Origin of the sequence: Variovorax sp. LjRoot290 (assembly GCF_964253985.1) — a bacterium.
In the GTDB taxonomy this organism is placed as follows: domain Bacteria; phylum Pseudomonadota; class Gammaproteobacteria; order Burkholderiales; family Burkholderiaceae_C; genus Variovorax.
On sequence record NZ_CAXURW020000001.1, the window covers coordinates 5,156,607 to 5,181,574 of the forward strand.

26 protein-coding genes are annotated in these 24,968 nt (G+C 67.6%); 13 read left to right on the top strand and 13 right to left on the bottom strand.

What is annotated here, in order from left to right; genetic code table 11:
- The gene (locus tag ACSQ9A_RS25475; RefSeq protein ID WP_436305712.1) at positions 1 to 534 is read left to right on the top strand and encodes a DUF4124 domain-containing protein; all 534 of its coding nucleotides are present in this window, start codon (positions 1 to 3) and stop codon (positions 532 to 534) included.
- A gap of 12 nt (positions 535 to 546) precedes the next feature.
- Here the strand turns inward: ACSQ9A_RS25475 and ACSQ9A_RS25480 are convergent, their stop codons facing one another.
- From ACSQ9A_RS25480 to purT, 9 genes are all read right to left on the bottom strand, one after another.
- Positions 547 to 1,719, bottom strand: coding sequence for an ABC transporter substrate-binding protein (locus tag ACSQ9A_RS25480; RefSeq protein ID WP_436294043.1), 1,173 nt, complete (start codon positions 1,717 to 1,719; stop codon positions 547 to 549).
- A 37-nt stretch (positions 1,720 to 1,756) separates the two neighbouring features.
- A complete protein-coding gene (locus tag ACSQ9A_RS25485; RefSeq protein WP_436305713.1) occupies positions 1,757 to 3,634 on the bottom strand; it encodes an AMP-dependent synthetase/ligase in 1,878 nt (625 codons plus the stop codon).
- Positions 3,635 to 3,638: 4 nt separating this feature from the next.
- Positions 3,639 to 4,412: an ABC transporter ATP-binding protein gene (locus ACSQ9A_RS25490; RefSeq protein WP_436294041.1), complete on the bottom strand. Its 774-nt coding sequence runs from the start codon at positions 4,410 to 4,412 to the stop codon at positions 3,639 to 3,641.
- A complete protein-coding gene (locus tag ACSQ9A_RS25495; protein WP_436294040.1) occupies positions 4,409 to 5,221 on the bottom strand; it encodes an ABC transporter ATP-binding protein in 813 nt (270 codons plus the stop codon). Before ACSQ9A_RS25495 ends, ACSQ9A_RS25490 begins: the two co-directional genes overlap by 4 nt.
- Entirely contained in the window at positions 5,218 to 6,294 is a 1,077-nt protein-coding gene (locus ACSQ9A_RS25500; protein ID WP_436305714.1) for a branched-chain amino acid ABC transporter permease, read from the bottom strand. Before ACSQ9A_RS25500 ends, ACSQ9A_RS25495 begins: the two co-directional genes overlap by 4 nt.
- Positions 6,295 to 7,170, bottom strand: coding sequence for a branched-chain amino acid ABC transporter permease (locus ACSQ9A_RS25505; protein ID WP_436294038.1), 876 nt, complete (start codon positions 7,168 to 7,170; stop codon positions 6,295 to 6,297).
- Between the two features lie 11 nt (positions 7,171 to 7,181).
- Entirely contained in the window at positions 7,182 to 7,925 is a 744-nt protein-coding gene (locus tag ACSQ9A_RS25510) for a helix-turn-helix domain-containing protein (protein WP_436306361.1), read from the bottom strand.
- 190 nt (positions 7,926 to 8,115) lie between these two features.
- Positions 8,116 to 9,057 (bottom strand): alpha/beta hydrolase, encoded by a 942-nt coding sequence (locus tag ACSQ9A_RS25515; protein ID WP_436305715.1) that lies wholly within the window; start codon positions 9,055 to 9,057, stop codon positions 8,116 to 8,118.
- A 25-nt stretch (positions 9,058 to 9,082) separates the two neighbouring features.
- Entirely contained in the window at positions 9,083 to 10,285 is a 1,203-nt protein-coding gene (gene purT / locus ACSQ9A_RS25520; protein ID WP_436305716.1) for a formate-dependent phosphoribosylglycinamide formyltransferase, read from the bottom strand.
- A gap of 59 nt (positions 10,286 to 10,344) precedes the next feature.
- Between purT and ACSQ9A_RS25525 the strand changes: the two genes are divergently transcribed.
- The 6 genes from ACSQ9A_RS25525 to ACSQ9A_RS25550 all read left to right on the top strand — a co-directional run bounded on the left by ACSQ9A_RS25525 (position 10,345) and on the right by ACSQ9A_RS25550 (position 15,298).
- The gene (locus ACSQ9A_RS25525; protein WP_436305717.1) at positions 10,345 to 11,193 is read left to right on the top strand and encodes a 3-hydroxybutyryl-CoA dehydrogenase; all 849 of its coding nucleotides are present in this window, start codon (positions 10,345 to 10,347) and stop codon (positions 11,191 to 11,193) included.
- A gap of 7 nt (positions 11,194 to 11,200) precedes the next feature.
- Entirely contained in the window at positions 11,201 to 12,016 is an 816-nt protein-coding gene (locus ACSQ9A_RS25530) for a crotonase/enoyl-CoA hydratase family protein (RefSeq protein ID WP_436305718.1), read from the top strand.
- Between the two features lie 89 nt (positions 12,017 to 12,105).
- Entirely contained in the window at positions 12,106 to 12,558 is a 453-nt protein-coding gene (locus ACSQ9A_RS25535) for a MarR family winged helix-turn-helix transcriptional regulator (protein ID WP_093108396.1), read from the top strand.
- 63 nt (positions 12,559 to 12,621) lie between these two features.
- Positions 12,622 to 13,050: an organic hydroperoxide resistance protein gene (locus tag ACSQ9A_RS25540; RefSeq protein WP_436294033.1), complete on the top strand. Its 429-nt coding sequence runs from the start codon at positions 12,622 to 12,624 to the stop codon at positions 13,048 to 13,050.
- A gap of 96 nt (positions 13,051 to 13,146) precedes the next feature.
- Positions 13,147 to 14,262, top strand: a complete 1,116-nt coding sequence (locus tag ACSQ9A_RS25545; RefSeq protein ID WP_436305719.1) for a DUF2855 family protein — start codon at positions 13,147 to 13,149, stop codon at positions 14,260 to 14,262.
- Between the two features lie 13 nt (positions 14,263 to 14,275).
- Complete coding sequence (locus tag ACSQ9A_RS25550) at positions 14,276 to 15,298, top strand: serine/threonine protein kinase (protein ID WP_436305720.1); 1,023 nt, start codon at positions 14,276 to 14,278, stop codon at positions 15,296 to 15,298.
- A gap of 16 nt (positions 15,299 to 15,314) precedes the next feature.
- On the opposite strand, the gene ACSQ9A_RS25555 is transcribed toward ACSQ9A_RS25550, so the two are convergent.
- Together ACSQ9A_RS25555 and htpG are read right to left on the bottom strand one after the other, a co-directional pair.
- On the bottom strand, positions 15,315 to 16,592 hold the full coding sequence (locus ACSQ9A_RS25555) for a cytochrome P450 (protein WP_436305721.1): 1,278 nt from the start codon (positions 16,590 to 16,592) through the stop codon (positions 15,315 to 15,317).
- A gap of 2 nt (positions 16,593 to 16,594) precedes the next feature.
- Complete coding sequence (htpG, locus tag ACSQ9A_RS25560; protein ID WP_436305722.1) at positions 16,595 to 18,637, bottom strand: molecular chaperone HtpG; 2,043 nt, start codon at positions 18,635 to 18,637, stop codon at positions 16,595 to 16,597.
- A 270-nt stretch (positions 18,638 to 18,907) separates the two neighbouring features.
- Between htpG and ACSQ9A_RS25565 the strand changes: the two genes are divergently transcribed.
- The 6 genes from ACSQ9A_RS25565 to ACSQ9A_RS25590 all read left to right on the top strand — a co-directional run bounded on the left by ACSQ9A_RS25565 (position 18,908) and on the right by ACSQ9A_RS25590 (position 24,233).
- A complete protein-coding gene (locus tag ACSQ9A_RS25565) occupies positions 18,908 to 19,549 on the top strand; it encodes a hypothetical protein (protein WP_436305723.1) in 642 nt (213 codons plus the stop codon).
- Between the two features lie 103 nt (positions 19,550 to 19,652).
- Positions 19,653 to 20,300 (top strand): hypothetical protein, encoded by a 648-nt coding sequence (locus ACSQ9A_RS25570; protein WP_436305724.1) that lies wholly within the window; start codon positions 19,653 to 19,655, stop codon positions 20,298 to 20,300.
- A complete protein-coding gene (locus tag ACSQ9A_RS25575; RefSeq protein ID WP_436305725.1) occupies positions 20,297 to 20,767 on the top strand; it encodes a hypothetical protein in 471 nt (156 codons plus the stop codon). Before ACSQ9A_RS25570 ends, ACSQ9A_RS25575 begins: the two co-directional genes overlap by 4 nt.
- Entirely contained in the window at positions 20,764 to 21,591 is an 828-nt protein-coding gene (locus ACSQ9A_RS25580; RefSeq protein WP_436305726.1) for a hypothetical protein, read from the top strand. The genes ACSQ9A_RS25575 and ACSQ9A_RS25580 overlap by 4 nt, the downstream gene beginning before the upstream one ends.
- A complete protein-coding gene (locus ACSQ9A_RS25585) occupies positions 21,588 to 23,705 on the top strand; it encodes an SdrD B-like domain-containing protein (RefSeq protein WP_436305727.1) in 2,118 nt (705 codons plus the stop codon). Before ACSQ9A_RS25580 ends, ACSQ9A_RS25585 begins: the two co-directional genes overlap by 4 nt.
- 240 nt (positions 23,706 to 23,945) lie before the next feature.
- Positions 23,946 to 24,233 (top strand): hypothetical protein, encoded by a 288-nt coding sequence (locus tag ACSQ9A_RS25590; protein ID WP_436305728.1) that lies wholly within the window; start codon positions 23,946 to 23,948, stop codon positions 24,231 to 24,233.
- Positions 24,234 to 24,239: 6 nt separating this feature from the next.
- On the opposite strand, the gene ACSQ9A_RS25595 is transcribed toward ACSQ9A_RS25590, so the two are convergent.
- The gene (locus ACSQ9A_RS25595; protein ID WP_436294023.1) at positions 24,240 to 24,578 is read right to left on the bottom strand and encodes a hypothetical protein; all 339 of its coding nucleotides are present in this window, start codon (positions 24,576 to 24,578) and stop codon (positions 24,240 to 24,242) included.
- A 77-nt stretch (positions 24,579 to 24,655) separates the two neighbouring features.
- On the bottom strand, positions 24,656 to 24,952 hold the full coding sequence (locus ACSQ9A_RS25600) for an SDR family NAD(P)-dependent oxidoreductase (RefSeq protein ID WP_436305729.1): 297 nt from the start codon (positions 24,950 to 24,952) through the stop codon (positions 24,656 to 24,658).
- Positions 24,953 to 24,968: the final 16 nt, after the last annotated feature.

Below are 24,968 nucleotides of genomic sequence, written 5' to 3' on the forward strand. Positions count from 1 at the left end.
ATGCGCCAGCTCCTCTTTCTTGCCATCCTGAGCACGCTCGCTCCCCTCTCCAGCGCGGAGGTGATCCGCTGTGCAGACGCGGCCGGCAACGTGAGCTATACCGACGGCACATGCCCGCCGGGCGCCAGGCCGGTGGGACGCGTGTCGGAACCCCCGCCTGCGCTGCGAGACGGAGCCGAACGTCAGCGTGAGGAGCGCGGCCCGATGGCAGCGGCCCCGAACCCGTCTCAGGCGCCGGCAGGCCCGGCCATCATCGACTCTCGCGGCGCCAGCAGCAACGAGCGGCCCGGCGATTCGCGCTGGAGCGAGCGCGGCAGCGATCCCGTGGCGATCGACGATGGATATCCCTACCCCGGCACCTATCGCCAGCCCATGCCGCGTCGCGACATGCGCCCGCGCATCCGCAACTGCGATGCGGCGGGCTGCCAGGACACGCAGGGCAACCATTACAACCGCTCCGGCCAGCTGGACCGCTACCAGACCCCCGATGGAAAGACCTGCCGGCCGGTGGGTACCACCACGATCTGCCGCTGAGCCGGCGACGCCTCAGGGCGCCACGTAGTCCGACACCACCTTCCACTTGCCGTCCACGATCTGCGACAGGCGCGACTGGTCGTTGCCCAGGCGCTTGGTGGCGGTGTAGCTGCTCTTGGGGCCGCCGAACATGTCGGGCTCGAAGGTCATGCTGTCCATCGCCTTGATGAAGCTGTCGGTCGTGAGGTTGGGGCCGGCTTTCTGCGCGGCCCTGATGAACTGGTCGATGATGGTGTAGCCGTAGACCGAGAACACGGTCGGGTCCTCGTTGAACTTGGTCTTGTACTTGTTGGCCCAGAAGCGGATCGGTTGCGACTGCTCGTCCGTGTAGGGATTTTGCGCGGTCATGGTCGCGTAGAGGCCGTCCATCGCCTTGCCGCCGAGCTTGTGGATCAGGTCGGTGTAGGCCGCGCTGGAGCCCAGGAAGGTCGGGTTGAAGCCGGTCTTGCGCGCCTCGCCGATGGTGCCGATGGTTTCGCGGATGATGGTGCCCATCACCACGAGATCGCAGTTGGCCGCCTTCATCTTCGCGACCTGCGAGGAGAAGTCGGTCGCGCCGCGCTTGAATGAAGTCTTCTCGGTCAGCTCCATGCCGGCGGTCTTGAGGCCGGCTTCGGCGCCGCGCTGCACTTCGAGCCCGAACTCGTCGTCCTGGTAGATGGTGCAGACCTTCTTGGCGCCCTTCTCCTTGATCATCTTGGGCAGCGCGTTGCGGATCTGGTCGTAGTAGGTGGCGGCGAACGAGTACTTGAGCCGGTGGAAGGGCTCGTACATTTCGCGCGCCGCTGTGATCGGCATGAAGTTGATCACGTTCTTGTCGAACTGCACCGGCATCGCCGCCATGTTCTGCGCGGTGCCGATGTGGCCGGCCATGATGAAGATCTTGTCCTGGTTGACCAGCTTCTGCGCCGCCAGCACCGCCTTCTTGGGGTCGTAGCCCGAGTCCTCGACGAAGAGCTTGAGCTTGCGGCCATGCACGTTGCCCTGCTCGTTGAGCTCGTCCACGCGCAGCTGCATGCCGTTGCGCGACTGTTTGCCGAAGCCCGCGATCGGGCCCGAGAGATCCTGGATGGTGCCGATGCGGATCTCGTCCTTGGTGACGCCCTGCGATTGCGCGCCGGCCAGGCCGGAGCCCAGCGCGAGACCGGCGACTGCGGCCAGGGGAAACAGTGTCTTGATCTTCATACAGGAATCTCCTTGGTTGACGAACTGAACGAGTCGGCTATCGGTACATGGCCTCGATGCGGGGGGAGTATTTGGTCTGCACCAGCTTCCGCTTGAGCTTCATCGTCGGCGTGAGCTCTTCGTCCTCGGCGCTGAGCTGCGTTTCGAGCAAAAAGAACTTCTTGATCTGCTCCACCCGCGCGAACTTGGCGTTGACGCGGTCGATCTCGCCCTGGATCAGGTCCTGCACTTCCTGTGCGCGCGTGAGGCTCTCGTAGTTGCTGAAAGGCACGTCGTGGTCCTGCGCGAATTTCTCGACGTTCTCCTGGTCGATCATGACGATCACCGTCAGATAGGGCCTGGCATCGCCGATCACCACGGCATCGGTGATGTAGGGGCTGAACTTGAGCTCGTTCTCCAGCTCGCTCGGCGTGATGTTCTTGCCGCCTGCCGTGATGATGATGTCCTTCATGCGGTCGGTAATGCGGAAATACCCGTCCTCGTCGACGGTGCCGACGTCGCCGGTGTGCAGCCAGCCGTCGGCGTCGATGGTCTCCGCCGTCTTCTCGGGCAGGTTGAGGTAGCCCATGAAGACGTTGGTGCCGCGCACCAGGATCTCGCCGGTGGCCGGATCGAGCCGTACCTCGTTGTAGCCCGCGGCCGGGCCGATGGAACCCGGCTTGATGCGCGCGGCCGGCACGCCGGTGGAAGCGCCACAGGACTCGGTCATGCCCCAGACCTCGAGCATCGGCACACCGAGCGCCAGGTACCACTTGACCAGCTCGGGCGAGATCGGCGCCGCGCCGGTGACCAGGAAGCGCGCGCGGTGGATGCCGATCAGCTTGCGCGCGTTGTCGAGCGCGAGCCAGCGCGCGAGGCGGAACTTGAAGCGCAGCAGGCCGCCCACCGGCTGCCCCGCGAGCACGCGCTCGGCGATGGCGCCGCCCACGCCGATGCTCCAGCGGTAGGCCGCCTGCTGCAGGCTGCTCGCTTCCTTCAGCGCGATCATCACGCCCGAATAGAACTTCTCCCACACGCGCGGCACGGCGGTGAACACGGTGGGCGCAATCTCGCGCACGTTCTCCGGCACGGTCTCCGGGTTCTCGACGAAGTTGAGGATGGCGCCGGTGTACATCGCGAAGTACTCGCCACCCATGCGCTCGGCGATGTGGCACAGCGGCAGGAAGCACATGCGCTCGTCGTGCTCGTCCTGCGCAACCAGCATGTTGTAGCCGCGCATGGTGTGGACCAGCCCGCGATGGCTGTGCATCGCGCCCTTGGGCTTGCCGGTGGTGCCCGAGGTGTAGACCAGGATCGCCAGGTCTTCGGGGCGGCAGGCGGCGATGCGCTGTTCGAGTTCCTGCGGGTGGCTCTGGAGATAGTCGCGGCCCAGGGCGCGCAGCGCATCGAGGCTCATCACGCCCGGATCATGAAGCTCGCGCAAGCCTTCCATGTCGAACACGATCACGCGGCGCAGGAGCGGCAGCCCGGCGCGCACTTCGAGCGCCTTGTCCAGCTGCTCGTCGTCCTCGACGAAGAGCACGGTGGTGCGCGAGTCCTCGCACAGGTACTTCACCTGCGAGGCCGCGTCGGTCGGATAGATGCCGTTGGCCACGCCGGCGCAGCTGAGCACCGCCAGGTCGCACAGCACCCATTCGACGACGGTGTTGGCCAGGATCGATGCGCACTCGCCGGGCGCGAAGCCGATCGCCATCAGCCCGCCGGCGATCTCGCGCACCGCCTCGGCGGTCTGCCGCCAGCTCCAGCTGCGCCAGATGCCGAACTCCTTCTGCCGCATCCAGACCTGGTCGCCACGCGCGCGCTCGGCGTTCCAGAAGACCGCGGGAACGGTGTCGCCCTGCACCACGATCTCCTGCCGCGGCTGGATGTGAGAGAGGTCCCAGAGTCCTTGCTGCTGCTGATGCTGCTTGGCCATGGTCTTATCTCCAGGTCTTCTTCTTTTTCCAGCGCCGCTCGCCGCGCACGCCCTCGTCCTTCAGGCCGAGGTAGAACTCCTTGATGTCCTCCTTTTCGCGCAGGCGCTCGCAGGTGTCTTCCATCACGATGCGGCCGTTCTCCAGCACGTAGCCGTAGTCGGAGGCGTTGAGCGCCATGTTGGCGTTCTGCTCCACCAGCAGGATGGTGGTGCCGCGCTCGCGGTTGATGCGCACCACGATCTCGAAGATCTCGCGCGTGAGCTTGGGCGAAAGGCCGAGGCTGGGCTCGTCGAGCAGGATGAGCTTGGGCGCCGCCATGATGGCGCGCGAGATCGCGAGCATCTGCTGCTGGCCGCCGGAGAGCAGGCCGGCGTCCTGCGTGGCGCGCTCGCGCAGGATCGGGAAATAGCCATAGACGGTTTCGATGTCGCGCGCGACGCCGTCGCGGTCGGTGCGGGTGTAGGCGCCCATCAGCAGGTTGTCTTTCACCGACAGCAGCGGGAACACTTCACGGCCTTCGGGGACGTGCGAGAGGCCTTGCTGGACGATATGGGCAGGATCCTTGGCGGTGATGTTCTGACCTTGGAATTCGATGCTGCCTTTTCTCGGATCGATGATTCCGGAGATCGTTTTGAGGATGGTGGTCTTGCCGGCGCCGTTGGAGCCCAGCACGGTGGCGATCTCGCCCTGGCGCACCTTGAGGCTGACGCCGCGGATGGCCTTGATGGGGCCGTAGGCGCTTTCGACGTTGAGGAGCGCAAGGACGATGTCGCTCATGCCGTCCTCCTCAATCCGCTCACATCCCCCACAGTCCCCAGATAAGCCTCGATAACCTTCACATCCGACTGCACCTCGCGCGGCGTCCCCGAGGCCAGCGCCTCGCCCATGTTCATCGCCAGCACGCGGTCCGACACCTTCGACACCAGCGACATGTCGTGCTCCACCATCAGCACCGAGATGCCGAGCTCCTGCTGGATGTCCTGGATCCAGAAGGCCATGTCCGCCGTCTCCTCGACATTGAGCCCGGAAGACGGTTCGTCGAGCAGCAGCAGCTTGGGCTCGGTGCACAGCGCGCGGGCGAGTTCCACCACCTTGCGCACGCCGTAAGGCAGCCCCGCCACCATCGAATCGCGGTGATGCTGCAGGTCCAGCAGGTCGATCACCCGCTCGGCCTTTTCGCGCGCCTCGATCTCGGCGCGGCGCGTGGCGGGCGTGAAGAAGACTTCGCTCCAGAAGCCGGTCTGGCGATGCGTGTGGCGGCCGATCAGGAGGTTGTGCAGCACGGTCGCGTGCTCGAACAGCTCGATGTTCTGGAAGGTGCGCGCGATGCCGAGTGCGGCAATGGCATGCGGCGCCTGCTGCGTGAGCGAGAGCGCCGCGCCCTCGCCGTGCCAGACGATCTCGCCCGTGGTCGGCGTGTAGATGCGGCTGATCAGGTTGAAGACCGTGGTCTTGCCGGCGCCGTTGGGCCCGATCAGCGTGAACACCTCGCCGCGCCGCACGTCGAAGCTCACCTTGTTCACGGCCAGCACGCCGCCGAAGCGCACGCTCAGGTCCCGGGCTGCAAGGAGTACATCGCCACTCATCTCAGGCGATCCGACTTGGTGAAGGACTTCTGCCGCCTGAACAAGCCCCGGCGGTAGAAAGGAAAGAGCTGCAGGTAGGTGCGGATCTTGAGCCAGCGCCCGTACAGGCCCAGCGGCTCGAACAGCACGAAGCCGATCAGCACCAGCCCGTAGACCAGCCCCTGCAGTCCGGGCGCCTGGCCGATCACCGGCGGCAGCCAGTCCTTGCCGAGCGCGATCAGCTGCGGCATCGCGATCAGGAAGATCGCGCCGAGAAAAGCGCCGTGCACCGAACCGAGCCCGCCGATCACCACCATCAGCAGCAGGTCGATCGATTGCAGGATGTTGAACTGGTCCGGCGAGATGAAGCTGAGCTTGTGCGCATAGAGCGCCCCGCCGAGCCCCGCCAATGCGGCCGAGATCGCGAAGGACATGGTCTTGTAGCGCGCCAGATGGATGCCCATGCTCTGCGCCGAGATCTCCGAATCGCGGATGGCGACGAAGGCGCGGCCGGTCGGCGAGCGCAGCAGGTTCAGGATGGCCAGCGTGCAGACCACCGCGATCACCAGGCACACGATGTAGAAGCCTTCGCTCGAACTGATGTCCAGCCCGAAGAGCTTGGGCGACTTCACGTGCAGTCCCGAGTTGCCGCCGGTGACGCTCTCCCAGCGCGCGAACACCTCCTCGACGATGAAGCCGAAGGCCAGGGTCGCGATGCCGAGGTAGATGCCCTTGACGCGCAGGGCCGGCAGCGCGACCATCACGCCGACCGCGGCCGAGAGCGCAGCGGCCGCCACCATCGCGATCGGAAAGGGCACCCCCATGTTCGCGAGCACGGCCTGCGTGTAGGCGCCAGTGCCCAGGAAGGCCGCATGCCCGATCGAGAACTGCCCGGTGAAGCCGGCCAGGAGCATCAGGCCGAGGCCCACGATGCCGTAGATCAGCACGAAGGTCAGCTGCGCGAGCCAGTACTCGGGCAGCAGCCATGGCGCCGCGATCAGCGCCGCACCGAGCAGGCTGTACCAGAACACGTGGCCGCCGTGCTTGGCCAGGCCGATGTCCTGCGCGTAGGAGGTCTTGAAGATGAAGCGCATTCAGACTTTCTTGCGCAGCTTCTCGCCGAACAGGCCGTTGGGCTTCACCATCAACATCACGAGCACCACGATGTAGGGCGCCGTGTCCTTGAACCCGTCGGGCAGATAGAAGCCGGCGAAGGATTCGACGATGCCGATCACCAGCCCGCCGACGATCGCCCCCGGCAGGCTGCCGAAGCCGCCCACCACCGCCGCCGGAAAGGCCTTGAGGCCGATGAAGCCCATGTTGGCGTGCACGAAGGTGATCGGCGCGAGCAGCATGCCGGCGATGGCGGCCACCGCGGCCGCGAGCCCCCACACCAGCCCGTTGAGCCGCTTGACCGGAATGCCCATGTAGTAGGCCGCCAGCTGGTTCTGCGACGAGGCCTGCATCGCGATGCCGAGCTTGCTGTAGCGGAACATCGCGAACAGCAGGCCGCACAGCACCGCGGTGGAAAGGATGATGGCCATCTGCTCCACGTTGACCACCAGCTCGCCCAGCTTCCAGATCTGGTCCTTGTAGGGCACAGGCAGCGTGTGCGTCTCGGTGCCGATGGCGGGAATCATGGTGATCAGCCCGCGCGCCACGTAGCCGATGCCGATGGTCAGCATCACGATCGAGAACTGCGGCTGCCCGAGGATCGGCCGGATCACGACCAGCTCGAGCAGCACGCCGAAGGCGGCCATCGCCGCCACGGCCAGCAGCGCCGCCAACCAGAAGGGAAGGCCGAACAAGGACATGCCGGCGAAGGCACAGAAGGCGCCCAGCATCATGAGCTCGCCCTGGGCGAAGCTCACGGTTTCGGTGGCCTTGTAGATCAGCACGAACCCCAGCGCGATCAGGCCGTAGATGCAGCCTTGCGCAATGCCTGAGAGTAGGAGCTGGAGGACTTGCAATCAGGCCTCTTTCATTGATACACGGCGAGTCGTCGCGAGCCGGCGAGGATGTCGCTGGGACGCAGGCCGTAGACCTGGCGGATCGAGTGACTGAAATGGGTCGAATCGGGATAGCCGGTGTCGAGCGCGATGTCGGTCAGCGTGGCGGACTCCCGCACATGGCGCAGCAGGCTGCGGGCCCGCTTCCAGGCGCGGAAGGCACGGAAAGGCACGCCGATCTCCTGCTTGAACAGATGCAGGAAGCGCGAGAAGGAGAGCTGCACCGAGGCCGCGCATTCCTCGGCCGAGGCCGGCAGCGCCGGGTCGGCGACGATGCGCTCGACCACCTGGCGAATGCGCGCGTCGATCGGCCGCACGACGAGCGGCTGGCCGAAGAACAGCGTGTCGAAGTCAAGGGCGTCGAAGCCGTCGCGGCCGGCGGCGGCAAGCAGTTGCGCGTGGGCCGCGCGAACGCGCTGGACGAAGTCCGGCGCCTCGACCGCGCCGCAGTGCTGCAGAAAGTTGGGCAGCTGCGCTGGATCGACCGACTCCGATTCGATCAGCAGGTTGAGGATCAGCGGCTCTTCGCTCACGACCTGGTGCGGCACCTGCGGCGGCACCACCAGCAGCTCGCCGCTTTGCCAGGCGCCGCCGCCGATGCGGATGCGCATCGGCTGTCCCGTGGGCGACACGTAGACGCCATGGCCTCCCAGGCTGCGCTCGGCCGCCGCGCCCAGCAGGCCGGCGTAGAAAACGCGCTCGCGGGTCAGCCACATGAGGCGCTCGCCCCTGCTGCCGTTGCCGCTGCGGTCGGTGTCCGTCCTGGTGCCCAAGATGAATGTCTCCTGCGCTCGCGTCGCGCTCGCAGGATCGTAGCGGCGCCGCAGCGGCGCGGCGATGTCGAGGTGCGGGGACTTTCCCTACATGCGCCCTGACTTCGACAAGCTCAGTCCGAACGGTTCCTGGTCATGCCGCCAGCGCCCGCCGCAGTTCGCCGGCGCACAGCGCCACCGCCGCGTTCGCCTCGTCGAGCAGCCGGCCCATGGTGATGAAGCCATGGATCTGGCGCTCGAAGCAGACGTAGACCGCGCGGTTGCCGGCCGCAGTCAGCGCCCGCGCGTAGTCCAGCCCCTCGTCGCGCAGCGGGTCGTAGCCGGCGGTGAGCACCAGCGCCGGCGGCAGGCGCGACAGGTCGGTGTGCAAGAGCGGCGAGGCGCGCCAGTCGAGGTCGTGCTGCGGGTCGGTGATGTAGTGGTCGTGGAAATACTTGATCGTGTCGCTGGTCAGCACATAGCCCTGACCGTTGCTGGTGTGCGAAGGGTGCACGCAGCGCATGTCGGTTGCCGGGTAGATCAGCAACTGGAAGGCGATGGGCAGATCGCCCGCATCGCGCGCCGCGATCGCCACCACCGCCGCGAGGTTGCCCCCGGCGCTGTCGCCGCCGACCGCGAGGCGATTCGCGTCCACGCCGAGCGAATCCGCTTCCTTGCGCACCCAGTAGGTGGCGGCGAGCACGTCGTCCACCGCGGCCGGGAAGCGATGCTCCGGGCCCATGCGGTAGTCGACTGCGATCACCGCGCAGCCCGAGAGGTTGGCAAGCTCGCGGCACAGCGTGTCGTGGGTGTCGAGGTCGCCGATGGTCCAGCCGCCGCCGTGGTAGTAGACCAGCACCGGCACCGAGGCGCCGGCCGTGCTGCCCAGTGGACGGTAGAGCCGCAATGGGATCGCGCCGTGCGGGCCGGGCGCGCTGAGCTCGCGCACCTCCTCCACTTCGCCGGGCTCCGGCTGCGTGACCGCGCGCCGTTCGCGGTAGAACTTGCGCGCATCGGTCGGCGTCAGCGTGTGGGTCGGCGGCACGCCGCGCTGCACCAGCAGGTCGATGAAGGCTTGGGCTTGGGGATGCAGCATGGCGGACTCCTGGAAGGGCCGGAACTCAGGCCTTGCGCGGCTTGACGCGCGAAGCGGCTTCCTTCGCGTTGCGGCGCGCCGTCTCCACATCCGCCGCATGCGCCAGCGCCACGCCCATGCGCCGCTTGACGAAACTTTCGGGCTTGCCGAACAGGCGCACCTCGCTGCCCGGCACCTGCAGCGCGTGGGCCACGCCTTCGAAGGCAATGCCGGTCGCGTCCACGCCGCCATAGATCACCGCGCTGGCGCCCGGGCTCTTGAGCGCGGTGTCCACCGGCAGGCCCAGGATGGCGCGCGCATGCAGCTCGAACTCGTTCTGCCACTGGGTCGCCATGGTCACCATGCCGGTGTCGTGCGGCCGCGGGCTGACTTCGCTGAACCAGACCTCCTCGCCCTTCACGAACAGCTCGACGCCGAAGAGCCCCTGGCCGCCGAGGTCGGCCGTCACCGCCTGCGCGATCTGCTGCGCTTTTTGCAGCGCAGCCGGCGCCATCGGATGCGGCTGCCAGCTCTCGACGTAGTCGCCGCTCACCTGCACGTGGCCGATGGGTTCGCAGAACTGCGTCTGGACCCGGCCTGCCGCGTCGAGCGCGCGCACGGTCAGGAGCGTGATCTCGTAGTCGAAATCGATGAAACCCTCGACGATCACGCGGCCGTGGCTCACGCGGCCGCCGGCCATCGCGTAGTCCCAGGCCTTCTGCACGTCGGCCGGGCCGTCGATCTTGCTCTGGCCCTTGCCCGAGCTGCTCATCACCGGCTTGACGATGCACGGATAACCGATGCCGGCGTCGATCGCCGCCTGCAACTCGGCCAGCGAATCGCAGAACTTGTAGGGGCTGGTCGGCACACCCAGCGTTTCGGCGGCGAGGCGGCGGATGCCCTCGCGGTCCATCGTGAGGCGCGCCGCGCGCGCGGTCGGGATCACGCGCACCGTGCCCGCGTCTTCCAGCTGCTGCAGCATGGGCGTGGCGATGGCCTCGATCTCGGGCACCACGAGCTGCGGCTTCTCGGCTTCGATCAGCGCCTTCAGCTGATCGGGGTCGCTCATCGTGATGGTGCGCGCATGGTGCGCCACCTGCTGGCCGGGCGCGTTCTCATAGCGGTCGACGGCGATGGTCTCCACGCCGAGGCGCTGGAGCGCGATCAGCACCTCCTTGCCGAGTTCGCCTGAGCCGAGCAGCATCACGCGGGTTGCAGAGGGGGAAAGAGGGGTTCCAAGGGTCGTCATGGTGACGACTTTAAATCACGGGCTGACCCACAATGGCGGATTTTCAAGGAGCATTCGAAATGGCGATTCAGACGGTCGGGATCATCGGCGCGGGGACGATGGGCAACGGTATCGCGCAAGCCTGCGCGGTCGCAGGCGTGAAGGTGGTGATGGTCGACATCGCGCAAGCCGCGGTCGACAAGGGTCTCGCCACCGTGGCCGGCAGCCTGGACCGCCTGATCAAGAAAGACAAGCTCACGGCCGCCCAGAAGGATGCGGCGCTGGCGCTGATCAAGGGCTCGACGAACTACGAGGACCTGAAGGCCGCGGAGCTGGTGATCGAGGCCGCGACCGAGAACCACGAACTCAAGCTCAAGATCCTGAAGCAGATCGACGCCATGCTGGCGCCGGAGGCCATCATCGCCTCCAACACCTCGTCGATCTCGATCACCCAGCTGGCAGCGGCGACCTCGCGGCCCGACCGCTTCATCGGCATGCACTTCTTCAACCCGGTGCCGATGATGGCGCTGGTGGAGATCATCCGCGGCTACCTCACCAGCGACGCCACGCACGATGCGGTGAAGGCGCTGGCCGAGCGGCTGGGCAAGTCGCCGATCACCGTGAAGAACGCGCCGGGCTTCGTGGTCAACCGCATCCTGGTGCCGATGATCAACGAGGCCTTCTTCGTGCTGGCCGAAGGCATTGCGAGCGCGGAAGACATCGACGCCGGCATGAAGCTCGGCTGCAACCAGCCCATCGGTCCGCTGGCGCTGGCCGACATGATCGGGCTCGACGTCTGCCTGGCGGTGATGGAGGTGTACCTCGAGCAGTTCGGCGATTCGAAGTACCGGCCCTGCCCGCTCTTGAAGGAGATGGTCGCGGCAGGCCAGCTCGGCCGCAAGACGGGTCGCGGCGTCTACACCTACTGAGCCCGCCATGACCGCCATCCCCACCACGCCCCCGCCCGAAGGCTGCATCGACACACAGGTGCTCGACCACGTGCTCTTGATCGGCATCAACCGCCCCGCCAAGCGCAACGGCTGGACGCCGCGCATGTTCCGCGAGCTGGCCGAGGCCTATACGCGGCTCGACGACGACCCGGCCCTGCGCGTGGGCGTGCTGCATGCCTTCGGCGATCACTTCACGGCCGGGCTCGACCTGCCGGCCGTGGCCGAGTACATGAAGCGCGGCGAGAAGGCGATTCCCGAGGGCCTGGTGGAGCCGCACGACTTCGGCCTGCCCGGCTACCGCCGCCGCGAGAAGCCGATGGTGGTCGCGGTCAAGGGCATCTGCTTCACGGTCGGCATCGAGCTGATGCTGGGCGCCGACATCGTGGTGGCGGCCGACAACTGCCGCTTCTCGCAGATGGAGGTGCAGCGCGGCATCATGGCCACCGGCGGCGCCACGCTGCGCATGGCCGAGCGCGCCGGCCTGGGCAATGCGATGCTGCATCTGCTCACGGCCGACGAGTTCGACAGCGCCGAGGCTTATCGCCTGCATTTCGTGCAGAAGGTGGTACCGGCCGGGCAGGAGCTGGACGAGGCGCTGCGCATCGCCCAACGCATCGCGGCCCAGGCGCCGCTCGCGGTGGTCGCGACCCGGCTCAACGTGATGAAGGCGATCGAACAGGGGCCGCTCGCGGCGGTGGCGGATTTCATTCCGGTCCAGCAACGGCTCGCCAACAGCGAGGACGCGGCCGAGGGCGTGCGCTCCTTCGTCGAGCGGCGGCCGGCGCGTTTCAGCGGGCGCTGAGCACGGCGGCGCAGGATGCCGCCTTTTCCGGCAACATGCGCTTACCATTTAGATTGCACACAATTCAATTGACAGCTACAATTCTGCCCATGCCTTCCACGCCCTCCGCCGACGACATGCTGCGGCTCGACAACCAGCTCTGCTTTGCGGTCTATTCCGCCTCGTTGGCGATGACCAAGCTGTACAAGCCACTGCTCGACAAGCTCAAGCTCACCTATCCCCAGTATCTTGTGATGCTGGTGTTGTGGGAGCGTGACGGTCTCATGGTGTCGGAGCTGGGCGAGCGGCTCTCGCTCGATTCGGGCACGCTGACGCCGCTCCTGAAGCGCCTCGAAGCCAACGGCCTGGTGGCGCGCATCCGCGACGTGGCCGACGAGCGGCGCGTGCACGTCAGTCTCACGGCCGCCGGCCGCAAGCTCAAGGCGCGTGCGGCGAGCGTTCCGGCCTGCCTGATGGCCGCCTCCCAGTGCTCGGTCGAGGAGCTGGTGGCGCTCACGCAGCAGATCCAGCAACTGAGGGATCGCGTCAAGGCCGCCGCATAGGTTTTCCCCCGCTTCGGCCCACCGAAGCATTTTTTCTCCCCCAACCAACCTGAAGGAATCACCATGGCCACGAAGCTCGACAAAGTCCTGTACACCGCCCAGTCCCACACCACCGGCGGCCGCGACGGCGGCGCCGGCAAGTCCAGCGATGACGCGCTCGACGTCAAACTGAATCCGCCCGGCTCCGGCAAGCCCGGCACCAACCCCGAGCAGTTGTTCGCGGTCGGCTACTCGGCCTGCTTTATCGGCGCGATGAAGGCCGTGGCGCCCAAGATCAACGTCAAGGTGCCGGAAGACGTGGCGGTGGACGCCAGCGTTTCGCTCGGCCCGATCAACGAGGGCAAGGCCTACGGCATCGCGGTCAAGCTGGCGATCACGCTGCCGGGCCTCGACGACGCGCAGAAGAAGCTCCTGGTCGACACCGCCCACCAGGTGTGCCCGTACTCGAACGCCACGCGCGGCAACATCGACGTCGAACTCTCGATCGTCTGATCGCTCCCGTCGGAACTGCGGCCGGCGTCACGCAGGTGACGCCGGCCGCAGCTTTAGACATGACAGGCGTCATGCGCCTGCGCTAAGGTGGTTTCCATGAACACCACCACCCTCCTGATCCGCAAGGACGATCTCTCTGCCACTCGCGTGCGCGCCGACGACGACGCGCCCCTGGCCGACGGCCAGGTCCGGGTGCGCATCGACAGCTTCGCCCTCACCTCCAACAACATCACCTACGCCGCCTTCGGCGAGTCGATGAACTACTGGCAGTTCTTCCCGACCGGTGAAGAGGGCTGGGGCTCGATCCCGGTCTGGGGTTTCGGCTCGGTGGTGCAGTCGCTGCACCCGGGTGTCGCGGTGGGCGAGCGGCTCTACGGCTATGTGCCGATGGCATCAAGCGTGGTGCTGACCCCCGAGCGACTGTCTGCCGCCCGCTTCACCGACGGCGCGCCGCACCGCGCGGCGCTGCCGGCCGTCTACAACCAGTACTTCCGCGCCGCGAGCGATCCGCTCTACAGCGCCGACACGGAAGACCTGCAGGCCCTGCTGCGGCCGCTGTTCATCACCTCCTGGCTGATCGACGACTTCTTCGAGGACAACGATTTCTTCGGCGCCAGGCCGGGCATCGCCCTGCTTTCGAGCGCGTCGAGCAAGACGGCCTACGGCACCGCCTTCCATATGCATCAGCGCCCCGGCATCGAGGTGATCGGCCTCACCTCCTCTGCCAACAAGGCTTTCTGCGAAAGCCTGGGCTGCTACCACCGCGTGCTGGCCTACGAGGAGCTCGACCAGGTCGCGGCCGACGCGCCCTGCGTCTACGTGGACTTCGCGGGCAACGGCGAACTGCGGCGCGCCATCCACACGCGCTTTACCCAGTTGAAGTACAGCTGCTCGATCGGCGGCACGCACGTCGAGCAGCTGGCCGCGAGCGGCAGCGGCAAGGACCTGTCCGGCGTGCGCGCGACGCTGTTCTTCGCGCCGGCCCAGATCAAGAAGCGCACCGGGGAATGGGGCGGCGACGAATTCGGACGGCGGATGGTCGAGGCCTGGCGCAATTTCATCGCGCAGGTGACCCGGCCCGCCACGCCGTGGCTCGTCGTCCAGCACCACGAGGGGCCCGAAGCGGTGCAGGCCGCTTACGCGCAGGTGCTGTCGGGCCGCGGCGATCCGCGCACCGGGCACATCTTGTCGCTTTCCAGGGCTTCGAGCTAGCGACAATGGGCGGATGACCTCATCCGCCGAGAAAGCCAGCGCCCATCCCTACGAAAGCCTCACGCCCGACGTGGTGCTGGACGCGCTCGCCGGGCTCGACCTGCATGGCGACGGCCGGCTCATGGCGCTGAACTCCTACGAGAACCGCGTCTACCAGGTGTACCTGGAGGACCGCAGCGCGGTGGTGGTCAAGTTCTACCGGCCCGGCCGCTGGAGCGATGAACAGATCGCCGAAGAGCACGCCTTCTCCACCGAGCTCACGGCCGCCGAGGTGCCGGCCGTCGCGCCGCTCGAGTTGCAGGGCGCCACGCTGCACCACCACGGCGGCTTCGCCTTCAGCGTCAGCCCCTACCGCGGCGGGCGCGGGCCCGAGCTCGACGACTTCGAGGTGCTCGAATGGGTGGGCCGCTTCCTGGCGCGCATCCACACGGTCGGCGCCGCGCGGCCCTTCGAAGTGCGGCCGGCGCTGGACCTGCAGAGCTTCGGCATCGCCTCGCGCGACTGGCTGCTGGGCCACGAGATGATCCCGCTCGACGTGCAGCGCGACTGGGAGAAGGCCTGCAACACCGCCTTCGAGATGATCGAGGGCACCGCGCTGGGAACGGCCGCCGATACCGACCTGAAGAAGCTCCGCCTGCATGGCGACGTGCACCCCGGCAACATCCTCTGGACCCCGACCGACCGTCCCGACGGCGGCCCGCACTTCGTCGACCTCGACGACGCGCGCACCGGCTTCGCGGTGCAGGACTTGTGGATGCTGCTGTCGGGCGAGCGCCCGCAGCGCACCGCGCAGCTGAGCGGCCTGCTCGAGGGCTACGAGCAGTTCCGCGAATTCGACCGCCGCGAGCTGGCGCTGATCGAGCCGCTGCGCACGCTGCGCCAGATCCACTACAGCGCCTGGCTCGCACGGCGCTGGCGCGACCCGATCTTCCCGATCAACTTCCCCTGGTTCGGCTCGAGCGACTACTGGAAGGAGCAGATCCAGATGCTGCAGGACCAGTGCGAGGCGATGGCGGAGGAGCCGCTGTACGCCTGAAAGCGCGCCGACGCGATCAGGACTCGATCGGCAGCCCCAGGCTCAGCGGCACATGCAGGTAGCCGCGAAAGCGCGCACGGCCGCCACGCACCACCGGCCCGCAGAGCCCGTAGTCGGGAAAGCGCGCCAGGAAGGCCGCGATCGCGACCCGGCCCTCGAGCCGCGCGAGGTTCATGCCCACGCACTGGTGCGTGCCCGAGCCGAAGGCCAAATGCCGGTTCGGCGAGCGCGTGATGTCGAGCCGATCGGGCGCATCGAACACCGCCGGATCGCGGTTCGCCGCGCCGATGGCGAGCGTGATCTGCGTGCCGGCCGGCACCTCGATGCCGCCGACCTTGGCGGCGACGGTCGTGATGCGATTGCCCAGCTGGTTGGAGCTCTCGAAGCGCAGGAATTCTTCGATCGCGCTTCGGATGAGCGAGGGGTCATCCAGCAGACGATGCTTCTCCTCGGGCCATTCGAGCAGCGCAACCAGGCCGTTGCCGATCAGGTTGGTCGTGGTCTCGTGGCCGGCGTTGAGGATGAAGATGCAGTTCTGGTAGAGCTCGTTCTCGCTCAACTTGTCCTGTCCTGAGCCTGTCGAAGGGTCCTCCTCGCCCTGGATCAACCGCGTGAGCACGTCGTGCGCCGGATCGCCGGGATGGCGCCGCCGCTCGGCCACCAGCGCGCGCAGATAGGCCACCATCTCGGTCACGGCGCGGTTGCCGGCTTCCATCTGCGCCTCGGTCAGCCGCGGCTCCAGCGCGCCGAGGATCGCGAGCGACCAGTTGCGCAGCGGCTCGCGCTCGTCGCGCGGCACGCCCAGCAGGTTGCCGATGATCTCCACCGGAATCGCGGCCGCGAAGTCCTCGATCAGGTCGACCTCGCCGCCGGCGCGCTGCCGCTCTTCCATGCGGTCGAGCAGGCCGTTCACCAGGTGCACGAGCCCATCCTCCAGCGACTCGATGGCCTTGGGCGTCAACGCACCGGCGATCAGCCGGCGCACGCGCGTGTGCAGCGGCGGGTCGTTGAACACCAGGCTGGTCGTGTGATGCGCGTAGAGCGGACTGCCGGCGCCGTACTTGGGCGCGTACTCGGCGCGCTTGTCGGAGCTGAAGGTGTGCGTGTCCTTGTAGACCGCCACGCAGTCGGCATGCCGCGTCAGCAGCAGCGAACCGTCGGGCATGCGCCGCACCGGCGTCGATTCGCGCAGCGCGGCGTACCAGGGATAGGGGTTCTCGTAGAAGGCCGGGCCGAGGCTGCGCAAGTCGAAGCCCGACAGGTCGGGCGCTTGCGAGGACTCGGCCGGGCTCATGACTACACCAGCAAAGCGTTGACGCGCCGCACGTACGCGGCCGGGTCGGCCGGCAAGCCGCCCTCGGCCAGGAGCGCCTGGTCGAACAGGATGTTGGCCAGGTCCTCGAAGTGCTCGGAGCCATCGAGCTTCTTGACCAGCGGGTGCTCGGCATTCACTTCCAGCACCGGCTTGAGTTCCGGCGCCGGCTGGCCGGCCTGCTTGAGCATGCGCGCGAGCTGGGTGCTCATGCCGCCGTCCTGAACCACCAGGCAGGCCGGCGAATCGACCAGGCGCGTGGTCACGCGCACGTCTTCGGCCTTGTCCTTGAGGGTCAGCTTGAGCCGTTCCAGCATCGGCTTGAAGGATTCGGCCGCCTCTTCCGCAGCCTTCTTCTCGGCCTCGTCCTGCAGCTTGCCGAGGTCGACCGCGCCCTTGGCCACGCTCTGCAGCGTCGTGCCATCGAACTCGGTGAGGTAGTTGAGCGCCCACTCGTCGACGCGGTCGGTCATCAACAGCACCTCGATGCCCTTCTTCTTGAAGATCTCGAGCTGCGGGCTGTTCTTGGCCGCGGCCGGGGTGTCGGCCGTGATGTAGTAGATCGCTTCCTGGCCTTCCTTCATGCGCGACTTGTAGTCCGCGAAGCTGACGCTCACGGTGTCGCTGGTGCTCGATGCGAAGCGCAGCAGCTTGGCGATGCGCTCGCGGTTGCCGAAGTCTTCGCCCAGGCCTTCCTTGAGCACGGCGCCGAACTCGGCGTAGAACTTGGCGTACTTGCCCGATTCGTCGCTGTACTCGGCCGCGGCTTCGGCGGCCAGCGTGGTGTCCGCGTCCTTCTTGTCGACCGCATCGGTCACACCCTCGCCCGGCTCGGGCGCCGGCACGCTCTCGCCGGAGCCGACATCGAGCTTGCCCTCGTGGCTCTGGCCGGCCGCCTTCTGCTTTTTCGCTAGGTCCTCCAGCATGCCGAGCACGCGCTTGGTGCTGCCTTCGCGGATCGCCTTCACGTCGCGGCTTTCCTGCAGCAGTTCGCGGCTCACGTTGAGCGGCAGGTCGGCCGAATCGATCACGCCCTTGACGAAGCGCAGGTAGCTCGGCAGCAGCGCCTCGGCGTCGTCCATGATGAAGACGCGCTTGACGTAGAGCTTGACGCCCGCGCTCTTCTCGCGGTTCCACAGGTCCATCGGCGCCTTGGACGGCATGTAGAGCAGCTGCGTGTACTCGGTCGTGCCCTCGACGCGGTTGTGGCTCCAGGCGAGCGGTGGCTCGAAGTCGTGGCTGATGTTCTTGTAGAACTCGACGTACTGCTCTTCGCTGATGTCCTTCTTCGGCCGGCTCCACAGCGCATTGGCCTGGTTGACCGGCTCCCATTCGCCGGTCTTGACCATCTGGCCGCCCTTGTTCTCCTCACCCTCCTTCCATTCCTCCTTCTCCATCAGGATGGGCAGCGAGATGTGGTCGGAGTACTTGGAGATGATGGACTTGAGCTTCCACAGGTTCAGGTATTCCTCGGCATCCTCGCGCAGATGCAGCGTCACGCTGGTGCCGCGCTGTGCTCGCGCGATGGTGTCGACTTCGAAATCGCCAGCGCCTGCGCTGACCCAGCGCACGCCTTCCTCGGCGGGCAGGCCCGCGCGGCGCGACTCGACCGTGATCTTGTCGGCCACGATGAAGCCCGAGTAGAAGCCCACGCCGAACTGCCCGATGAGCTGGGCATCGGCCTTCTGGTCGCCCGAGAGCTTGCTCATGAACTCCCGGGTGCCGCTCTTGGCGATGGTGCCCAGGTGGTCGATGGCCTCCTGCTGCGAGAGGCCGATGCCGTTGTCGGCAATCGTGATCGTCTTGGCTTCCTTGTCGAAGGAAACGCGCACATCCAGCGTGGGCTGGTCTTCATACAGGGCCGACTGGTCGATGGCCTCGAAACGCAGCTTGTCGCAGGCATCCGACGCGTTCGAGATCAGCTCCCTCAGGAAGATTTCCTTGTTGGAGTAGAGCGAATGTGTGACCAGGTGAAGCAGTTGCGCGACTTCGGCCTGGAACGGGAGTTTGGTCTTGGAAAGGGTCATGGCACGAGAAGAAAAAGGACGGTCGCCTCAGGCGAATCGACAACTTTACAAGACCCCGCCGCGGCGAGCCATCCGAAAGAAATGCCCGGCTCCGCAGATGGAATGCTGCACGGTGCGTGGCAAAGGCACGACAGACCCCAAAGTACTACATCGTAACTATTTAACGAAAGTTCTCTTCTCGTTATTCATGAGAACTAAATAGCGCCCGAACTTGTAGGCCATCGCCTACATTTCACCCGGCACCGAAACCAACCACTTACTCCACCGCTCATGAAAAAACTTATTCTGGTCACCGCGCTTGCCGCCATCGCTCCCCTGGCCGCGCAAGCCGAATCGAACTTCGTCACCGGCTCGGGCGCCCAGAGCGCCGCCGCGAAGCTCGACTTCAAGGTCGTCGTTCCGAAGGTGCTCTTCCTGCAAGTCGGTACCGGCACCAATCTCGCCAACAACGCGACCGTGGACAACGTCACCTTCGACGTGCCGGCAGGCGCTATCGGCAACGGCACTGCCGTGGCCGGCACCGGCGGCGACCTGGCCGGCGGCGGCGTCACGGTGCGTGTGCTCGGCAACAGCGGCACCGTCAGCCTGACCAACGCGACCACGGGCCAACTGAGCAGCGGCGTCGCCGGCAACCCGACCGTGCCGTGGGCCGACATCGTCGTGACCGCAGGTGCACTGGCAACGACCACCGCCGGCTACACCAACGCGGCCATCGCCCACCCGCCGTTCAACGACGCAGCCGGCGGCGGCGCGTCGGCGACGGCCACCACGCTGGCCGCCTCGGCAGGCCTCGTGCGCCGCGAAGGCAGCTGGACCTTCGCCTATGCCAACACGGCTACGCTGCCGGCCGGCACCTACGGCGACACCGTGGGCAACAACGGCCGCGTGACCTACACCGCGACCGCGCCCTGATCGCCAACACGACTGTCCGGGACGCGCGGCTTTCGAGACGCGATGAAGGAAGGCAGGCCCGTCCTGCCTAAGCCGTCTAGGAAAAAGCCGCATGGAACCTTGGTTGTCACCACCTTCCCGCGCCCGGCGCGCCGCGCTGGCGCTTGCCGTGCTGGGCGGCGTCTGGCTGCCTGCGGCACACGGCTTCACGATCGGCATCACACCCGGCACCCGCGCGCTTTTTCTTCAGGTGGGCGCCGGCACCATGTCGGGCGGCAATTTCAGAACCGGCGGCACGCCCGGCAACAACACGACCGTCAACTCCGTGTCGGTCACCGTTCCGGCGGGCCAACTGGGCTCGGGCACGGCCCAGGCCATGACGACCGACAGCACCGTCACGATCAGTCCATGGGACGGCTTCGCGTTCTGCAATTCACCGGCCACCACGGGGCAGGTGTACGTGGGCGGCTTCTATCGCATGCCGGGTTCGAGCACCGCCGGCGCGGCGACCCTGTCCGTCACCACGCCGGCGAGCCTGACCGATGGCGGCAACACGATCCCCTTCAATAGCATCGCGTGGACCTCTTCGGGCAACGGCGACACGGGAACAACGATCCCCAGCGCCACCTTCGCGGGCGGCGCCCAGACCTTGCTGTCGGTCACCCGCAACACCTGGTTCGAAAGCTGCCTGGCCTTCCGCTACCTCAACACCCAGCTGGTCCCCGCCGGCACCTTCACCGGCAGAGCGACCTACACGCTCACCGCGCCATGAAGGCCCGCGCTTCGCTTGCCATGCTGGCCGGCCTGCTGGCCCTGGCCACGCCGCCGACGGCCGGCGCCGCGACCTTTCGGGTCGACGACACGGGCACCTACGTGAGCCAGCCGGTCACACCGATGCGCTGGCGCCAGCTGGCACCCGGCCGCGCGGGCGACCACACGATCGAAGGCCGCGTGGCCGTGGCGCTGCGGCTCAACCTGTCGCCCTGGCTCAACCGGCCGGCGCGCATCTACATGTCGCTGGCACCGACCGAGGGCGAGCAGCTGATCGCCACGTGGCGCACGCAGGGCCGGCTGCTTCCGGGCACGGTCCGCGGCGGCAGCCGCACGCTGGTGTTCGAAGGCGTGGCACGCGACGCTTTTCTGCAGGAAAGCATCGTGCTCGATCTCACCGCCGATGGCCGGACGGTGGAGCGCGCGCAATCCCTGCAATTCTTCTTTGAGATCGAGGTATCGCCGTGACGCGCCGTGCCGCACTTTTCCGCCGCGTGCACTCCGCGGCCTTTCTGCTTGCGACCGGCATTGCCGCCCTGACGACCGGCGCGCCGGTGCAGGCACAGTTTTCGCTCGCCGTATCGCCGCCGCGTTTCGAACTGTCGGCGAAGCCGGGCGAACGGGTGCGCGAGGTGATCGAGCTCACGCACCGCGACACGCGCGCCGGCGCCTACAAGCTCAAGACCACCGACTGGACCTTCAGGCCCGACGCCTCGGTCGACTTCAGCGACGAGCTGCTGTCGGGCAGCTGCCGGCCCTGGGTCGCGATCGAGCGCCGCGAACTCAGCATCACGCCCGGACGCCCCTACCGCTTCCGCTTCGAAGTGACGCCGCCGGCCGGCACGCCGCCGACGGAATGCCGCTTCGCGGTGATGATCGAAGGCCAGCAGCCCGCGGCGGCACCGGGCGTTCCGGTTGCACTGGGGGCGCGCATCGGCGTCATCATCTATGTCGCCGTGGGTGACGTGGCGCCGGTGCTGGAGCTCGCAGGCAGCTCGGTCCAGACGGTCGACGGCCAGGCCACGCCGATGCTCAAGATCCGCAACACCGGCACCGCCCACGGCCGGCTGGCCGGCTTCCTCTCCGGTACCGATGCAAGCGGCACGGCCTTGGAGCTGCAGGCCAGCACCACCCCCATCATGGCCGGCGAGACACGCGACATCGCGCTCGTGGCCAACAAGCCCGGCGACACCGAAACGGCCGTCGCCGTGCGCTTCCCGATCACGATCACCGGCAAGCTGGAGTGGGGCAAGAACGGCTCGATGCCGATCCATCAACGCTTCGCCCCATGAGACGCTGGCTCCGATGCAGCGCCCTCGGACTGTGCGGCGCGGGCCACGCGCTGGCCGGCGCGCCGGCATGGGCACAGGCCGCGCCCGCTGCCACGGTGGTGCAGCCCGAGGCGGCCGGCTATGCCGACCGCGTGCTGGACGACAGCCCGCAAGCCGAACCGGCCGATGAGCCCCAGGTCCGCGACACGGGCTGGCCGCGCGGCTGGAGCATCGAAGGCCAGTCGACCCAGCAGAGCGGCATCGTGCGCCAGCGCAGCCAGTCGCTGTTGTTCTCCGGCTACCTCGACACGCCCGACTACGGCACCTTTTCGGCCAATGCGAACCTCAACCGCGACGCCGCGCCGGTGAACGGCCTCGGCCTGGTGGGCACCACCGGCACGCCGTATAGCGTGGTGCCCTACAGCTACCGCACCGGCAGCACCTGGCGCATCGACCAGCGCGGCATGCCTTTCGACGGCGGCTGGTTCGGCAACAACAGCGTCGGCAACATCAACATGGCGGCGACGCCGCTGGCGCGCGGCGTCGGCCGCGTCTACCTGCCCAGCCTGCCGATCGAGGGCGTTGCCGCCAGCCTGGAGCAGCCGGGCAGGACCACCTTCAATGCCTCGGCCGGCCGGCTCGGCTTTTTCGACGGGCTCTCCTTCCAGGGTTTCTCGGCCAACCAGGGCACGGCCACGAGCGCCGGCGCCCAGACGCAGCTGACCGGCGGCGACGGCCCGCTCGCGCTGGGCCGCACCGATGCAGCCGTCCAGCTAATCGAGACGCGCGACTTCAACGCCAACGGCGTGCCCGGCTTTGCCCAGAACACACGCTCGCTCTGGACCGCCGTGTCCTGGCAGGGCCTGGCGCCCTGGGCCGATTCGCTGGGAACCGGCTTCGGCGGCGTCGCCGACAAGGTGGGCGGCCTGCGCGTCCAGGCCAACCTGGCGCAAAGTTCCGGCCGGCCTTCGGACGCGTCCTCCTTCGCCCCGCGCGATTCGGCCACCGGCGCTTGGGTCGATGCCGCCTGGCGCACGAAGCTGATGCAACAGGCCGCCTCGGTGTTCTATTTCGAGCCCTCGCTGCGCTGGGGCGGCGATTCGCTGCCGAGCGATCTGCGCGGCGCCTCGTGGCGCGGCGACATCTCGACGCGCCAATGGCAGCTCGGCACCAACCTCGAAGTGAGCGACAGCGTGAGCGGCCTGCGGCGCAGCTCGGTGTTCGGCAACCTGTTCGGCCGCTATCGCTTCGACTCGCGCGACGCACTCTCGGCCACCCTCGCCGCGCGCACCGGCACTTTCGCCGCGCAGTCGGTCCAGCTGACCTGGGAGCACAAGTCCGACTGGGGCTACACGCAATGGCGCACCGACGCGGCGCACGGCACCGGTCTGCGCGTGCTGCGCACCGGCGTCGACCATGCCTGGAGCGTGAGCGAGACGCAGACCCTCTCGACCTCGCTGGCGGTCGAGGAGTCGCGCGAGATCGGCCTCAGCAAGCGCACGGTCCACTGGGGCGTGCTCGGCACCACGCCCCTGGTCGCCGGCGCCCGGCTCGACCTGAGCCTGCGCGGCAGCAACGGCATCGGCGGCAACGACTCGCGCTTCCTGAGCGCCAATGCGCGCCTGACCTGGCCACTCGGCCTGGGCTGGTCCTTCATCGCCCAGTACACGGCGGCGCGCGGGCAGGAGTCGCTCAATCCGGCGGTGGTCTCGGCGCTGACGGCGGCGACGCTGCAGCCGGTGCTGGTCACGCCTTACAGCAGAACCTTCATGGTGGCGCTGCGTTACGAGAACCGGGCCGGCCTGGCCAGCGCGCCCATCGGCGGCGCACCCGGTGCCGGCGCGGGCCGGCTCGAAGGCCATGTGTTCTTCGACCAGGACAACAACGGCCGGCGCGAAGCGAACGAGGGCGGCGTAGCCAACGTGACGGTGGTGCTCGACCGCCGCTACGTGGCGCGCACCGACGCCCAGGGCTTCTACAGCTTCCCGTCGGTGGCGGCCGGCAGCCACGAGATCGAACTGATCCAGGACAACCTGCCGCTGCCCTGGAGCAGCGCGGGCTCGCCTTCGCGCCGCGTCGACGTGTACGTGCGCGACACCGCCTCGGCGGACTTGCCCGTGCAGAAAGAGCGCTGAAGCGCGGCCTTTGTCTCGCGGCGGCGCGTTGCGCACGCGTCCTACGACTTAAGTCGGTTGCGCTGCGCCGCGGCAGGGTATTTACTGGCCGGCAACGGAGGCCACGGATCCCGCCGACCCTTCATTTTTCCGTGACTCCGCCGATATCCAAAGGACCGGTCGTCGATGCGACGCCTGCCTGTCCTGTTTTTTCTTGGGTGCCGCCATATGTACGGAAGCGCGTTCTCAACGGGGGTTTGCATGAAAAGCGCCCTCACCGCCCTGCTGCTGCTGCCGCTGGCCTGCACAGCCGAGACCACGCTCGGCGTGAACAGCGCGACCGGAGGCCTGAACTTCACGGTGATCATTCCGCCCGTGTTCCGCGTGCTGCAGGTGACGCCGGTGACGGACGGGTACGAGTACCGCGTCTGGACCAACAGGCCCAGCGTGATGCTCAACGGCCGCGAATACCGGTTCCACCGCGTCGGCGAGACAACGCTGAAGATTCCGACGCCGCCGCAGGGCCTGTTGCTGGTTCACGGCCTCTGAGCGGGCTCAGTGGCTGCTGCCCGAGGGCGGCATCGGCGAGGTCGACTGGCCCGGCAGCTCGGTGCCGCTCGCATGGGAAGCGGCGAGCGCGCCGGCATAGACCTCGGTCTCGGACACCTTGGAGCTCATCGCCGGCGCAGCCGTCGACTGGCCCTCGACCTCGGTGCCGGCCGGATGCGCGGCCGCCACCGCGCCGGCCTGCACCTCGGCGCTCGGCGGCGAGTTCATCATGAGCGGGTGGTAGTCGGAACCGTCGGTGATCTCCTGCGCCTGCGCGAATGCAGCGCCGAAGGATGCGAGCGCGGCGACCGCGGCGAGCGCCATCCAGCGTGTGGAAGCATGCATGGTTGTCTCCTCGACAAGGATGGGCCGATCGCGCCGCGGGCGCGACATGCGCCGCGACGGATCGTCCATCGAGGACTCTAGGAAGCCACGCTTAGGACAAGCCGACCTCGCTCGACGAAGGCCTTGAGCTCTTCTTCCCTCAGCATGTCGGCGCGCACGCAGAGCGCCTCGCCGCCGGCCGCCCGGATGGCGGCCTCGACCTCGGGGCCCAGCGCTTCGCCGCGGCCGCAGAAGAGCACGCGGCCGCCTTCGACCGCGAAAGCGGCCCCCACGGCGCGGCCGATGCCCGAGGCGGCGCCGGCCACGACGATCAGCTTGCCTTCGAAACGGCCCGCGCGGCCGATCGTGCTGCGATCCCAGTTCGCTTGCGACATGGCTTGGCTTCTCGTG

Excerpts from the sequence above, each read along its gene's own strand:
- ACSQ9A_RS25475 (WP_436305712.1), top strand. The coding sequence starts at position 1 with ATGCGCCAGCTCCTCTTTCTTGCCATCCTGAGCACGCTCGCTCCCCTC.
- ACSQ9A_RS25480 (WP_436294043.1), bottom strand. The coding sequence starts at position 1,719 with ATGAAGATCAAGACACTGTTTCCCCTGGCCGCAGTCGCCGGTCTCGCG.
- ACSQ9A_RS25485 (WP_436305713.1), bottom strand. The coding sequence starts at position 3,634 with ATGGCCAAGCAGCATCAGCAGCAGCAAGGACTCTGGGACCTCTCTCAC.
- ACSQ9A_RS25490 (WP_436294041.1), bottom strand. The coding sequence starts at position 4,412 with ATGAGCGACATCGTCCTTGCGCTCCTCAACGTCGAAAGCGCCTACGGC.
- ACSQ9A_RS25495 (WP_436294040.1), bottom strand. The coding sequence starts at position 5,221 with ATGAGTGGCGATGTACTCCTTGCAGCCCGGGACCTGAGCGTGCGCTTC.
- ACSQ9A_RS25500 (WP_436305714.1), bottom strand. The coding sequence starts at position 6,294 with ATGCGCTTCATCTTCAAGACCTCCTACGCGCAGGACATCGGCCTGGCC.
- ACSQ9A_RS25510 (WP_436306361.1), bottom strand. The coding sequence starts at position 7,925 with ATGTGGCTGACCCGCGAGCGCGTTTTCTACGCCGGCCTGCTGGGCGCG.
- ACSQ9A_RS25515 (WP_436305715.1), bottom strand. The coding sequence starts at position 9,057 with ATGCTGCATCCCCAAGCCCAAGCCTTCATCGACCTGCTGGTGCAGCGC.
- purT (WP_436305716.1), bottom strand. The coding sequence starts at position 10,285 with ATGACGACCCTTGGAACCCCTCTTTCCCCCTCTGCAACCCGCGTGATG.
- ACSQ9A_RS25525 (WP_436305717.1), top strand. The coding sequence starts at position 10,345 with ATGGCGATTCAGACGGTCGGGATCATCGGCGCGGGGACGATGGGCAAC.
- ACSQ9A_RS25530 (WP_436305718.1), top strand. The coding sequence starts at position 11,201 with ATGACCGCCATCCCCACCACGCCCCCGCCCGAAGGCTGCATCGACACA.
- ACSQ9A_RS25535 (WP_093108396.1), top strand. The coding sequence starts at position 12,106 with ATGCCTTCCACGCCCTCCGCCGACGACATGCTGCGGCTCGACAACCAG.
- ACSQ9A_RS25540 (WP_436294033.1), top strand. The coding sequence starts at position 12,622 with ATGGCCACGAAGCTCGACAAAGTCCTGTACACCGCCCAGTCCCACACC.
- ACSQ9A_RS25545 (WP_436305719.1), top strand. The coding sequence starts at position 13,147 with ATGAACACCACCACCCTCCTGATCCGCAAGGACGATCTCTCTGCCACT.
- ACSQ9A_RS25550 (WP_436305720.1), top strand. The coding sequence starts at position 14,276 with ATGACCTCATCCGCCGAGAAAGCCAGCGCCCATCCCTACGAAAGCCTC.
- ACSQ9A_RS25555 (WP_436305721.1), bottom strand. The coding sequence starts at position 16,592 with ATGAGCCCGGCCGAGTCCTCGCAAGCGCCCGACCTGTCGGGCTTCGAC.
- htpG (WP_436305722.1), bottom strand. The coding sequence starts at position 18,637 with ATGACCCTTTCCAAGACCAAACTCCCGTTCCAGGCCGAAGTCGCGCAA.
- ACSQ9A_RS25565 (WP_436305723.1), top strand. The coding sequence starts at position 18,908 with ATGAAAAAACTTATTCTGGTCACCGCGCTTGCCGCCATCGCTCCCCTG.
- ACSQ9A_RS25575 (WP_436305725.1), top strand. The coding sequence starts at position 20,297 with ATGAAGGCCCGCGCTTCGCTTGCCATGCTGGCCGGCCTGCTGGCCCTG.
- ACSQ9A_RS25585 (WP_436305727.1), top strand. The coding sequence starts at position 21,588 with ATGAGACGCTGGCTCCGATGCAGCGCCCTCGGACTGTGCGGCGCGGGC.
- ACSQ9A_RS25590 (WP_436305728.1), top strand. The coding sequence starts at position 23,946 with ATGAAAAGCGCCCTCACCGCCCTGCTGCTGCTGCCGCTGGCCTGCACA.
- ACSQ9A_RS25595 (WP_436294023.1), bottom strand. The coding sequence starts at position 24,578 with ATGCATGCTTCCACACGCTGGATGGCGCTCGCCGCGGTCGCCGCGCTC.
- ACSQ9A_RS25600 (WP_436305729.1), bottom strand. The coding sequence starts at position 24,952 with ATGTCGCAAGCGAACTGGGATCGCAGCACGATCGGCCGCGCGGGCCGT.